The sequence below is a fragment of the Rhizobium pantanalense genome, from assembly GCF_030182525.1.
Taxonomy (GTDB): Bacteria; Pseudomonadota; Alphaproteobacteria; order Rhizobiales; family Rhizobiaceae; genus Rhizobium.
Genome location: NZ_JAQJCH010000012.1, coordinates 224451 through 238277, shown reverse-complemented (window position 1 = coordinate 238277; position 13827 = coordinate 224451). Strand labels below are relative to the sequence as shown.

At 59.8% G+C, this 13827-nt stretch carries 4 protein-coding genes; all 4 read left to right on the top strand.

What is annotated here, in order from left to right; genetic code table 11:
* The first annotated feature begins 144 nt into the window (after positions 1-144).
* The 4 genes from PH558_RS27540 (at position 145) to PH558_RS27525 (ending at position 13686) form a co-directional block, all read left to right on the top strand.
* Entirely contained in the window at positions 145-894 is a 750-nt protein-coding gene (locus PH558_RS27540; RefSeq protein WP_244575439.1) for a glycoside hydrolase family 16 protein, read from the top strand.
* Positions 895-1187: 293 nt separating this feature from the next.
* The gene (locus tag PH558_RS27535) at positions 1188-3101 is read left to right on the top strand and encodes a non-ribosomal peptide synthetase (RefSeq protein WP_095438399.1); all 1914 of its coding nucleotides are present in this window, start codon (positions 1188-1190) and stop codon (positions 3099-3101) included.
* Positions 3098-11203 (top strand): non-ribosomal peptide synthetase/type I polyketide synthase, encoded by an 8106-nt coding sequence (locus PH558_RS27530; RefSeq protein ID WP_285207743.1) that lies wholly within the window; start codon positions 3098-3100, stop codon positions 11201-11203. The genes PH558_RS27535 and PH558_RS27530 overlap by 4 nt, the downstream gene beginning before the upstream one ends.
* Positions 11200-13686, top strand: a complete 2487-nt coding sequence (locus PH558_RS27525; RefSeq protein ID WP_285207742.1) for a condensation domain-containing protein — start codon at positions 11200-11202, stop codon at positions 13684-13686. The genes PH558_RS27530 and PH558_RS27525 overlap by 4 nt, the downstream gene beginning before the upstream one ends.
* Positions 13687-13827: the final 141 nt, after the last annotated feature.

Below are 13827 nucleotides of genomic sequence, written 5' to 3'. Positions count from 1 at the left end.
GGCCGAAATACGTTCTATACCGCAGAAATTGTACCGTTCATGCTTGCATGCATGGATCAGTTCGCGCCGATATCTAATGTTCGATGCAGGAGCAACCGCCGCGTATTTCTTCGCGCGTCAATTGCGGCTGCATTAGTTTCGATCATGGATGTAGGAATTGTTCGCGCCGGTGATACGGGCGATACGCTCGATGTCAGCAGCATGACACTCACCTTTGAGGATGCCTTCAACGATCTCAGCATCTCCGCCTGGGGTCCTGGTACCCGCTGGATTTCCCACACACCATGGAATGGCGACTTCGGTGGTGCTCGCTTCTCGGATCCGAGCGGCGACTTTCCCTTCGCAATACAGGACGGTATGTTGCGCATTACCGCTGCACGCGACAGCAAAGGTCTATGGCGCTCCGGCTTGATTGCCTCGGTCGACGAGCATGGAAATGGCTTTTCTCAGCAATATGGTTACTTCGAGATGCGGGCGCGATTGCCGGATGGGCCAGGTGTCTGGCCAGCCTTCTGGCTTATCGGCAAGGATCGCTCGAAGGCTACCGCCGAGATAGATGTCATCGAATATTACGGCGATAAGCCCGGCGCCTACTCTTCGACGGTGCATGTCTGGCATCGGGATGGGCGGCACGATTCTGCCTTTTCCCGCGTCAACGTATTCGCCACCGCAAATCCTGCTGACTTGCACACCTATGGCGTGAAGATCGATTCCGATTTCATACGCATGTATTTCGACGGTAATCTCGTCTGGAAAACCAAAATTCCGCCAGAACATCGCCAGCCGATGTATATGCTCATCGACCTCGGTATCGTCGACGGCATATCCAAGATGGCCGCGGCCGACCCATCCTTCATGTTTGTCGATTACGTCAGAGCCTATCAGTTCAAATAGCCTCTGCACTATCGGACTCTCCAGCAATTCTTCCCGAACCGCAGCGACTACATGACCTTCGCCCGATGGTCAGGACTGACGCCGCGCATAATGCTTTCGGCCGGGGTGCGGCAGCCATGGCGGACCTTTCCGACAAAATGGCTACGCGCCCTTATGACTTACGACTTTCGGTGGTGCGGACAATCATCCCAATGACCAGCTGGTGCTTTTGCTCCAGCGTGAAATTCTGCGATCGACGACGAAGCATTTCGCAACATGCCGTCATCCATCGCAGGACAACTCGGAGAGCGATAATGATTGACCGCGAGGCGCAGGCAGACGCAATTGGCGCAGCAAGCATGCATTACGATCGCAGTCTTTGCCTTCATCAGATGCTGCGCGAACAGGCCAGAGCGGTACCGGAGGCAACAGCTCTTGTTTCCGGCGATATCCGCATCACCTATCGTGACCTGGATCGCATATCCGATGCGCTGGCATTGCATTTGATGAAGGCAGGCGTCCACAAGGCCGATATTGTCGGCCTCTTCCTGCCGCGCAGCGTCAATGCGATCATTTGTACGCTGGCTATACTGAAAGCCGGCGGCGCCTATCTCCCGCTCGACCCAGCCTTTCCCGTGGAGCATCTCGACTTCGTCATCGCGGAATGTGCTCCCAAGGTCATTTTTGTCGACTCCGCCCATGGCGAGAAGCTGGCCGCCGTGCCGAGCATGAACGGCAGGGTCATCGAAGCGGATGCCATTATCACGGAAATGGCGCGCCGGCCCGGCGCGACTATGCCGTCCATCGAGATAACGGGCGGCGATCTTGCCTATATCATGTACACATCCGGCTCGACCGGACGGCCCAAGGGAACGATGATCTGCCATCGCAGTATTTCGCGGGTCGTTCTCGATCAGAACTATATCGATTTCCACCGTAATGACGTCGTCTTGCATACGGCCACCATCTCCTTCGACGCATCGACACTCGAAATCTGGGGTGCGCTCCTCAACGGCAGCGCCTTGGCAGTCATGCCCGATACCGATTTCTCGATTTCACGGCTGTCCGATTTCATGCGGGAGACAGGCGTCACTATCGCCTTCCTGACGACGGGGCTGTTCAATCTTTTTGCTGATCATGCCCGCGTAACCCTGCCAAAGCTTCGCCATATCCTCTTTGGAGGCGATGTCGGCTCGGCCGTTCACGCTCGCCGCTTTCTGGAGCGCTATCCCGGTTGCAGGCTCACCAATGCCTATGGGCCGACCGAAACGACCGTCTTTGCCACCGCTTTTCAGGTTCTGCCAAGCTTCTCGGGCACTGAGCTGCCGATCGGTAAGGCAATCGCTCACACCGGAATCGCGATATTAGACGAGGAATTGCGTGTCGTTCCTCCAGGCATTGAAGGCCAATTGGCGATATCGGGGGACGGCCTCGCCATCGGCTATTTCAAGCGACCGGAGCTGACGGAACAGAAATTCGTCACCATCGAAACCAGGGATGGCGTGACGCGCTTCTATCTGACGGGCGACGTGGCCTGCCTGAAGCCGGACGGCACCGTTACCTTCAAGGGACGTCGCGACCGGCAAATCAAGATCAACGGCAAGCGCATTGAACTCGATGAGATCGAGGCAGCACTCCGTCGTGACCCACGCCTTGCCGACGGGATCGTGCTTTGCCACATGCAGGGCGAGAACCTCAAGCGCATCGTTGCCTATCTATGCCCGAAGGAAAGCCATGTGGGCGCGGGCGCCGATCTGGCGCAGAGCGTCATGGCGACACTGCGCGCGGCCCTTCCCGCCTATATGATTCCGAATGCCACGGTCATCGTTGACGCCTTGCCGCTGACGCCGGCCGGTAAAGTCGATCGTTCGAAATTGCTACCTCCTCCGGTCGAACCCAAGACAAAGCCCCAAGATGTCAGGAGCCGGACGGAGGAACTGCTGATGACGCTATGGCAAGACGCGTTGGCGCTCGACGGCGTCGATCTCGACCGGAACTTCTTTGATCTCGGCGGCACGTCCCTTCAACTGATGGAAATTCATGCCGGTCTCGAAGAGACGCTCGGTCACGCGATTGATGTGGTTGCGTTGCTGCGTCATCCGACCATTCGCGAACTCGCACTTCACCTGGATGGCCGCACATCCGGCCCAAGCCGTCTTGCCGCCGCGGCGCAGCGTGCCGCGCTGCAGAAAAAGGCGATCTCTCATATCCGCAGGAGCTCCTTATGAAAGGGAATCACCAGGACAATGGCAATCAGCGTGATTTCGAAGACAATGAGGACCTGAGCGAGCAAATTTCCGGGCATATCGCCATTATCGGCATGTCCGGCCGCTTTCCCGGCGCCCCCTCGGTGCAGGCGCTCTGGCAGCTTGTAATTGAAGGAAAGAACGCCTTTTCGCTTTTCTCGCCGGATGAGATCGAAGACGCGTTTACCGACGAGGAACGGGCACAGCCGAATTATGTCGCCGCAAGGCCCCATCTCGACGGTGCCGATATGTTCGACGCCGAGTTCTTTGGCATGTTTCCGCGCGAAGCCGCCGTTACCGATCCGCAGCACCGGATCTTCCTCGAAATATGCTGGGAAGCCCTCGAGGACGGCGGCTACGATCCACAACGCTATGACGGCCTGATCGGGGTTTTTGCCGGCTCTTCGATGCCGACCTACCTGATCAACAATGTTCTGCGCGATCGCGCCAAGGCGGAAGAATTCACATCGAATTACCAGATCGGCTGCTTCCATGAGCTTGTCGGCGCGCTCAACGACACGCTGGCGACCCGTATCGCTTATAAATTCAACCTGCGCGGTCCGGCTTTCACAGTGCAATCCGCCTGCTCAACCTCGCTTCTCGCGGTTTCCCAGGCATGCCAGAACCTGCTGACCTATAGCTGCGACATGGCTCTGGCCGGCGGCATCTCCGTCACCATTCCGCAAAAGCGAGGCTACATCTACCAGGAAGGCGGCATGGCCTCACCCGACGGAACCTGCCGGCCGTTCGATGCCAACGCCGCCGGAACGGTTTTTGCCAGCGGGGCGGGCGTCGTCCTCCTGAAGCGGTATGAAGATGCGCTCAAGGACGGCGATCACATCTATGCGGTCATTCGCGGCTATGGCATCAACAATGACGGCAGCGACAAGGTGGGCTTCACGGCACCGAGTGTGGAAGGCCAAGCCGAAGCGATTGCCACGGCTCTCGCAAATGCGGCCGTCGATCCCTCGACCATCGGCTATATCGAATGCCATGGCACCGCGACACCGCTCGGCGACCCCATCGAATTCAACGGATTGACGCGCGCCTTCGCGCAGGATGGGTCGGAGCCGGCCACTTGTGCGCTCGGATCGGTCAAGGGCACCATCGGTCATACCGACGCGGCGGCCGGAGTGACAGGCCTCATCAAGACGGCCTTGGCCCTGCGCAGCGGGAAAATCCCACCGATGCCCAATTATCAGCAGCCCAATCCCCGCATCGATCTTGAGAAAAGTCCCTTCTACATTCCGGCAACGGCAATCGAGTGGCCACAGGGACAAGCGCCACGAAGGGCGGGTGTCAGCGCTTTCGGCGTAGGCGGAACAAATGTTCACGTCGTTTTGGAGGAGCCTCCCTACCCGCCGGCTCCGTCGAAAGAGGTAGAGGGGCCTCACATTCTCCCCCTTTCGGCCCGCAACAAGCAGGCGCTTGCCGAGATGCGCGCCAATCTGAGCGACCATCTCGCCGAAAACCCGAAGCTTTCGATGGCGCAACTGGCCCACACGCTTCAAACCGGACGGCGTGAGTTCGGCCATCGGCTGGCCGTTGCCGCTGAAAATATCGAGGAAGCGATCCTCAAGCTGACGACGGAGAGCTACCAGCCTCTCGTCGCCGCCGATCAGCCATCCGTCGCCTTCATGTTCCCAGGCCAAGGCGCGCAATATGTCGGCATGGGTGCCGGGCTTTACCGCTCGGAACCGGAGTTTGCGCGCTGGATCGACCGCGGTTCCGAGCTTTTGAAAATGACGCTCGGGCTCGATCTGCGCGACTACATCTGCCACACCGGCTCCGCGACGCAGGCCATCACCGACGAGCAGCGCGAAACCCGCATCGCGCAGCCCTGCCTCTATCTCGTCGAATACGCGCTTGCCCGATTGTGGCTCAGCCGCGGCGTCAAGCCGTATGCCATGATCGGTCACAGCGTTGGCGAGTTTGTTGCCGCTACGCTCGCCAACGTCATTTCGTTCGAGGATGGCCTGCGTCTCGTGGCCAATCGCGGCCGGTTGATGCAGCATCAGCCACAAGGCGCGATGGTATCCGTTCGTGCCGATGCCGCAACGACGGCCTCCTACCTGCGCGGCGCGGTGGAAATCGCCGCAATCAACGCTCCGAAACTTTGCGTCATCTCCGGTCCGTTTGCCGATATCGAGACAGTTTGCGCGGCACTTTCGGAAGCTGAGATCGCCTTCAGCAGGCTGCACACATCGCACGCCTTCCATTCCGCGATGATGAATGACGCAGCGCTGGCGCTACGCCAGGAGACCGAGAAGGTCACCTACGGCACGGCCACCATACCCTTCATCTCCGGTGTCACGGGCGATTGGCAGACCGCCGAATTGGCAACCTCGCCTGATTACTGGGCCATGCATTGCCGCGACGCCGTTCGCTTTGCCGACGGGCTTGCCACGCTCTGCCGCGACCGCAAGCCGGTTCTTCTCGAAGTGGGGCCGGGGCGTACCCTGTCGGTGTTTGCCGCTCAGACGATCGCACGTGACAATCTTGCCGCCGTCGTACAAAGCCTGCCGGAACATGATCGGGCCTCCGCCGCCGCGGCGACGCTTGCAGAAGCTCACGGCAAACTGTGGATGGCCGGCTGCCGTCTCAACTGGCCAACCCATCCTTCCGCGACACGGCAGCGGCTGTCCCTGCCGACCTATCCCTTCCAGCGGCAGCGCCACTGGATCGATGCTCCGTCATCGGCCCGTCGCGCATCGACCCAGCGCCCAAATGCCGAAACAGACAGTCGGCCGGTCGCCGAACCCTTTGTCTCTGACGTCAACCTTACCGGGGAGAATCGAGCAATGAATGTTGCAGCACCCATTTCCACCTCCAACCGTCTGCCGCAATTGGAAGCGGCTCTTCTGACCTTGCTCAGCGACATGTCGGGCGAAACACTCGGGCCGGACGAGCGGGCAGCGACATTCCTGGAGCTCGGCTTCGACTCGCTTTTCGTCGGCCAGTTCGCGCAGCGCATCGAGAAAGACTTCAAGGTCAAAATCTCCTTCCGGGAATTGCTGAGCGATATTCCCTCCGTCGCCGATCTGGCCGTTCATATCGATCGGCAAATGCCTCCTGAGCCGGTGAAGACGGCCGATCCGTTACCGGCAGCCTCTCCCATCGCCGCAGCGGCGATGCCGATCATGCCGGTATCGGCATCATCCGCACCAATGACGGCGCCCGCTCCGCAAGTCGCATCGATGTCGGCTGCGGCATCGGATCTCGCCACGGTGCTGCAATCGCAGATCCAGATGGCGCAAACGCTATTTGCCCAACAGCTGTTGATGTTGCAAGCCATGCAGGGCGGTGCTCCGGCTGCCGTCGTACCAAGCGGGCTTCCCACATCGCCCGTCTTATCCGCAGCGCCCGTCTTGCTGGCGCCGCAAGCTGCAGCAAGCCAGCCCTCGTCCACTCCCGCCGCAGCTCCCGTCGAAAGCGATTTCGGTACCGAGCGCATCAAGCTCTATCGTCCAAATGCTAAAAGCGTGACATCGGAGATTTCCGCCGCCAAGCAGGGTTTCATTACCGATCTCACCAAGGCCTATGAAACCAAGAATGCCAAATCCAAGGCATTCACGCAGGAGCATCGCGGATACCTGGCCGACCCCCGATCCGCATCGGGCTTCCGCGCCGATTGGAAGGAAATGGTGTTTCCGATCGTCTGCGATCATTCCAAGGGCGCCCATATCTGGGATATCGACGGCAACCAATATGTCGACCTGGTCAACGGCTTCGGGCAGACAGCCTTCGGCCATGCACCTGATTTCGTCATCGACGCCGTCAAGGCTCAGGCCGACCGCGGATTTGCGATCGGCCCGCAGACGCCGCTTGCCGGCGATGTCGCAAGGATGATCGCCGATGTGACCGGCCACGAGCGGGTGACTTTCTGCAACACCGGCTCGGAAGCGGTCATGGCCGCGATGCGGCTTGCACGCGCCGTCACCGGCCGCGATCGGGTCGTGGTCTTTGCCAATGACTATCACGGCCAGTTCGACGAGGTTCTGGTCAAGGGCCGCAATCGCTCCGACAAGCCGATCGCCCTGCCGGTTGCCTCCGGCATTCCGATGGCCTCCGTGTCGAACATGACAGTCCTGCGCTATGGTGCGCCGGAGAGCCTCGATTTCATCCGCGCCAATGCAACCGATATAGCGGCCGTCATCATCGAACCGATCCAGAGCCGCCATCCGGAACTGCAGCCGCGCGAATTCGTCCGGGAATTGCGCGATATCGCCACCAGGTCGGAATTCGCCCTCGTCTTCGACGAGGTCGTCACCGGCTTCCGCGTCGATCCCGGCGGGATGCAGGCGATCTGGGGCATCAAAGGCGACATGGCGACCTATGGCAAGGTCGTCGGCGGCGGTATGCCGATCGGCGTGCTGGTCGGCAGCCCGCGTTTCATGGATGCACTCGACGGCGGCCATTGGACTTACGGCGACAATTCCGTTCCCATGACGGCACCGACGTTCTTTGCCGGCACCTTCGTCCGTCATCCGCTGGTGCTTGCCGCCGCCGAAGCCGTGTTGCATCACATCCAGGGAGAGGGTTCGGCCCTCTACGGCCGTGTCGCCGAGCGAACGGAGGCACTCGTAGCCGAAATCAAGGCCGATCTTGCCAGACGCGGCATCGCCGATGTCGTTCATGGCTACAAGAGCTGGTTTGCCACCGACTTCTCCAGTCAGGACCCCCTCGGCGCGCTGTTTTATGCGCAGATGCGACTGAATGGCGTCCATATACAGGATGGTTACCCCTGCTTCCTGACGACAGCCCACAGCGAGGACGACTTCCGCTCCATCGCGAAAGCCTTCCGCGACAGTCTCGATGCCATGCAGGCGGTCGGCATATTCACGGCAATCAAGGAGCCATCCCAACCTGCAATGCCGGTACAGGCATCTGTCGCAAGGCCGCAATCCGCACCGCTGACGGAAGCGCAGACGGAAATATGGCTTGCAGCCCAAGCGGGTGACGAAGCCTCCTGCTCGTTCAACGAGTCCTTCTCGCTGACGCTGGAGGGAACCCTGGACGAGACGGCCATCCGGCAGGCGTTCGATACGGTCATTGCGCGTCACGACGCCTTCCATATTCGCTTCGACCGCAGCGGCGAGTCTTTCCGCTTCATTCCGGATTTCAGGCTCGACCTGCCACTCCTTGAAGACATCGATGAGCAAGGCCTCGCCATTCTCATCGACGATGATGCTCATACGCCCTTTGACCTGATCAACGGCCCTCTTGTCCGCGCCAGCATCATCAGCTTGGCACCCGAAAAGCATGTGCTGGTCTTCACGGCTCATCACATCATCTGCGACGGCTGGTCTATCAACACCTTCATCGAAGAACTGGCGACGGCCTATGAGGCCTATAAGGCCGGCAATGTTCCGGAATTCCAGCCGGCACTTTCCTTTGCCACCTATTCGACCGACCTTTCGCCCAGGCCGGAGAAATCGCAGGCGACCGAGCAATTCTGGCTCGATCAGTTCAAGACGGTTCCCGATCTTCCTGATCTACCGCTGGATCGCCCGCGGCCGGAATATCGCAGCTTTGCCGGCGGAAGCTGCACCGGCTATATCGGCACCGAGGTCTATAAGGCGCTGAAGAAAAGGGGGGCGAAGTCGGGCGCCACACTATTTTCAACGCTGCTGGCGACCCTCCAGGTGATGGTATCACGGCTATCGGGCCAGGATGACATCGTCATCGCCATTCCCTCGGCCGGTCAAAGCCTGCTTGACGGCCAGATTCTCGTCGGCCATTGCGTCAATCTGCTGCCGTTGCGTCAAGCTGTATCGCTGACCGAGCCGTTTGCAGCGCATCTGAAGGCAACGCAGCAGCTCGTCTTCCAGGCTTTTGAACATCAGGATTACACCTACGGCACGCTGGTGCGCAAACTGGATACCAAGCGTGATCCACGCCGCCTGCCGCTCACCGAGATCCAGTTCAACCTCGAGCGCATGGCCGGCGGATCGTCCTTTGGCGATCTAACGCCGACCATCGAGCCGAATGCGAAGGCCTTCTCCAACTTCGACCTGTTCTTCAACATGATCGAGGCGAGCGACCACATCCGCATCGATGTCGACTACAACGCCGATGTCTTCGACCGCACGACCGTGGAACGATGGATCGGCCATTTCTCGACACTGGCGGCAGCCTTGGCCAAGGATATGGATCACAGGATCGGCGAGCTGCCTCTGCTTTCCGCGGCGGAGAAGTCCTGGCTGGTCGACGATCTCAATCGGACGGCAATGCCTTACGATCACGATCAGTTCGTCTTCTCGCTCTTCTCCAGGCGTGCGGCCGAACATCCGGATGCCGTTGCGGCTCAACATGACGGCCAGTCGATCACTTATGGCGAGCTGGAAACCCGATCGAATCAGCTGGCCCTCTACCTCCAGATGGCGCTTCCCGACCCCGGCCAGCGGATTGCAATATTGGTCGAGCGTTCGTTGAATATGATCGTCGCCCTCCTTGCCGTGATGAAGGCAGGGCACACCTACGTGCCGATGGATCCGGCACATCCGGAACCGCGCCTGCGGCAGACGCTGGAAATCGCCCGTATCCGCGGCCTGATCTGCGATAGCGACGATATGGCTCGGCTCGCAGCGACGGATATCCCTGTTATCCGGCTCGATCAGGATGCCAAGGCGATCAACTCGATGACCGGCCTTGTCCTGAAGACCCTGCCTGTCGATACGACCGCATCCGCCTATATCATCTTCACCTCCGGCTCGACCGGCATGCCGAAGGGTGTCGAAGTTTCGCATCGGTCCCTGACGAACTTCCTTCTCTCCATGGCGAAGGAGCCCGGCTTCGGTGCGGATGACACGCTTGTCGCAGTCACCACAATCTCGTTCGACATAGCCGCCCTTGAACTCTACCTGCCGTTGATATCGGGCGGAAAGGTCGTCATCGCCAGCCGCAGCCAGGTCCAGGATGGCTTTGCACTGGTTAAGCTCATCGACGAACATGATGCCACGGTGCTGCAGGCCACGCCAACGCTTTGGCAGATGCTGGTCGAAGCTGGCCTAAAGGAGAGACGGACACTGAAAATGCTCTGCGGCGGCGAGCCCCTGCCCAAGGAATTGGCACGCTCCCTGCTTCAGATCGGCGGCGAGCTCTGGAACATGTACGGCCCGACGGAAACGACGATCTGGTCGTCGCTGCAGCTCATCACAGATGCGGATCAACCGATCACGATCGGCCATCCGATCGCCAACACCCAGCTCTTCATCCTCGACCAGAGCGAGAATATCGCGCCAGTCGGCGTCATCGGCGAACTGCACATCGGAGGCGACGGGCTTGCCGAGGGCTACTTCGATCGCCTCGATCTCACCGAGAAGGCTTTCGTCCCGCATTGCTTCGCCATCGGCAGGCCGATGCGGCTTTATAAGACCGGCGATGTCGGACGGCGGCTTGCCGACGGCTCGCTGCAGCTGCTCGGACGGCGTGACCAGCAGATTAAGCTGCGCGGCTTCCGCATCGAGCTTGGCGACATCGAAGCCGTCATTTCCAAGGTGGAAGGCGTGCGCCAATGTGCGACCGTCGTCGCCGAAAACGCCAGGGGCGATCGTTCATTGGTCTGCTACATCGTGCCGACTGCGGAGGGCGGCGATGCACTTGCAGCCGATATCGCGGCACATGCCAAAGCCAATCTGCCGGCGCATATGGTGCCAAGCTTCTGGGTGATGGAAAGCGAGCTGCCGCAGACCGGCAACGGGAAGCTCGACCGCAAGACCTTGCAACAGCGCGGCGTGCCGCAGCGTGGTGCCGCGCCAACCAAGGTCCAGCCGAAAACCGAGATGGAACAACGGCTGCTGGCGATCTGGCAGGACGTGCTGAACCTTGGCGACATCGGCATCGACGACAATCTCTACGCGCTGGGTGCCGATTCACTTGCCATATTCCGCATCGCTGCCCGCATGCGCGACAATGGGCTGTCGCTCGAGGCAAAACATCTATTGCGCCATCCGACGATTGCCGCGCTGGCAGCCTTTGCCGACAGCCAGGCGGAAGCTCTGTCCGATCCTGTTCAGCTTCACATTCCATCACTGCGAGATTTTCGTAACGGCGCACGCCGCGGCCTGGGGGCATCTCTATGAGTACAGTCGACAATAGTCCTAGCGGTTCCCTCGCCGAACCGCAGATCATCGGCGAATTTCCCTGTACGCAGACACAGCTGCGCTGCTGGATTCTCGATCAGCTCAATCCCGGCAACCCGGCGCTCAATGTCGCGGTCCGGTGGGAAATCCGGGGTTCATTCAAGGTCGCGACCCTCGAAGCTGCATTTCGAAAGATCATTCAGCGTCATGAAATATTGAGAACCCGCTTCATCGAGAAAAGTGGTCAGCCATTCCAGCAGGCCGTCAGCGACGTCAATTTCAAGATGTCGGTGATCGATCTGCGCGGCATGCCGCCGGAGCAGCGCCAGGCACGGATCTTGTCGATCGGCGAGGAGACGGCGCAGGCGCCCTTCGATCTCAGCATGCCGGGCCTATTCCGCGTCACGCTGCTGATGGCGGAAAACGAGCGCGGCTTCCTGCTGATCACGGCCCATCAGAGCTGCTTCGACGGCTGGTCGATCCGGGTCCTCGGGCGGGAAGTCGGCGAAATAGCCGCCGCAATCGATGCAGGGCGTGCACCGGTCCTGCCCGAGCTGCCCTTGCAATATGGCGACTATGCCCTCTGGCAGCAGGAATATCTGCAGAGCTACGGCTTCGAGACGGAAAAAACCTTCTGGCGCGAAACTCTGCTCGGCGCCCCTTATTTCGAAGTCATTTCCGACCGGCCTCGCGGTCAGGTCAAAACCAATCACGGCGATATTCTCTCCATTGTCCAGCCACCCGCCTTCACCGATCGCATGGACGCGGCCGCACGCGCTCATTGCGTCTCGCAATATAGCTTCGGCGCTGCCGTCCTCAGCGCAGCCCTTCATCGCTTGACCGAGGCTCCGACCGTGCTCTTCGGCTCGCAGATCGCCGGCCGTGAACATAGCGATCTGGAGGATATGATCGGCGTCTTCATCAACAATCTGGTGCTGCGTTTCGATTTCGGCTCCGATGTCAGCTTCGCCGAACATATTCGTTCCGTCAGCGCGACGATCGAAGGGGCGCTGAACCATCAGCGCATGCCGTTCAACAAGCTCGTGGAACTGGTCAATCCGGTGCGCGATCCGGCGCGCAACCCGCTGATCTCGGTCAACTTCAATCTGCAGAAAGCCTTTCTCGAGGATCGCCGCTACGGCGGCTTCGAGCTGATCAGCTCGCCCTCGCAATCCCCCGGCGTCATCTACGACCTCAGCTTCATCATGATCGGACGGCCGACAGGCTGGCGCATGTCGATCGAATACAATGCCGACCTTTTCGAAGCCAGCACCATCGAAAGCCTCCTGCAACTATGGAGGAACGCTTATGAAATTGCTCTCGATCGCCCTGAGGCGCCGCTTTCTTCGCTCGTTGCGCCGGAACGGCGGCACCTGGCAGCTTCCGCCAAGATTGCGTCGGTGGATGGCGCCGTCACAGGCAAATCGCCATCGAATACGCGAATGGAAGCGCTTGCTGAAATCTGGAAGGAAGTCCTACAGGTTCCGCAAATACGCCCGGATGATGATTTCTTCGCGCTTGGTGGCCACTCGCTCCTCGCGCTCCGGCTACTATCGGAAACACGCGCAAGATTCGATGCAAGCCCGACATTGCAGCTTCTATTCAAACAGCCGACGTTTGCGGGCTTTGCAGCTGCGATCTTCAACAGCGAGGAGATCGAGAAACCGCGGGAAAAAGCAGTAAACCCATGGGAGCTGATTACCTGCAAACATGGGGTGGGGACCGGGACGGTCTATACCCTCAACCATCCGTTCCTGTACTACCGTCTTGCCAATGAATTGCCCGACGAGATCTCGGTCTACAACGTCAACATGTTCCATGCGGATCTGACGAGCGGCCTGGACCGCCTCAGCATCGAGGATATCGCCGGCCATGCGATCGATGCCATGCAAATCGGCAAGGCCGCGGGCCGCATTGCCATCGTCGGACTCTGCGTCAATGGCGTCCTTGCGATGGAAATCAGCCGGCAACTGCGCGCGCGAGGCATGGACGTCGGCGTCACGGCCCTCATCGATGCCTGGGCTCCAGGCTATTTCGCTTCGCTGCCCAAGCGGGAGCAAGCGCGATGGCACCGGGAGCGACGGCGCAAGCGTCTTGCCTATTTCACCCGGAAACTGCTGTCCCGCCGTATCCGGCTGATCGATTATCTCAAGGAGTTCGAAGTCTCCCTAGCGCTTCTGAGGATCTTCGGCGTCAAGGCCGGTCAATATTCTCCGGAAGAAGAGGCGAACGAGGCCGTTACGAAATTGCTGGTGACGGCAGCGCGTCGCTATAAGCCGCCGCAGACAAAGGATGAGAGCGTCGTTCTGCTTCGAAGCAGCGCGACCCATCCTCGGGCGCGCAAAATGCGATTTGGATGGGGTGAGGCGGTCGGAGAGGACTGCGCGGTGGTCGATATCGACGGCTGGCATGAGGATTCGCTGACCAGCAACGGCATCCGCGACCTGGCGTCGACGCTCTCGGGAAAACTCGCGGATGGCTAGATCAACTCCGGGAAAAGTGCATCGCGGCTTTCAATCCGGAATTACGTGAAAACACAAGGATAGAGCGCTTTCGCGACTCGAAAAAGCGGAAAGGCTTTAGGCAGCCGCCAATGCCTCGGACCATATCCGGCAAATGGTCGA

Bases quoted from the DNA above. Each gene is read 5' to 3' on its own strand.
- PH558_RS27535 (WP_095438399.1), top strand. From the start codon at position 1,188: ATGATTGACCGCGAGGCGCAGGCAGACGCAATTGGCGCAGCAAGCATG.
- PH558_RS27530 (WP_285207743.1), top strand. From the start codon at position 3,098: ATGAAAGGGAATCACCAGGACAATGGCAATCAGCGTGATTTCGAAGAC.
- PH558_RS27525 (WP_285207742.1), top strand. From the start codon at position 11,200: ATGAGTACAGTCGACAATAGTCCTAGCGGTTCCCTCGCCGAACCGCAG.
- PH558_RS27540 (WP_244575439.1), top strand. From the start codon at position 145: ATGGATGTAGGAATTGTTCGCGCCGGTGATACGGGCGATACGCTCGAT.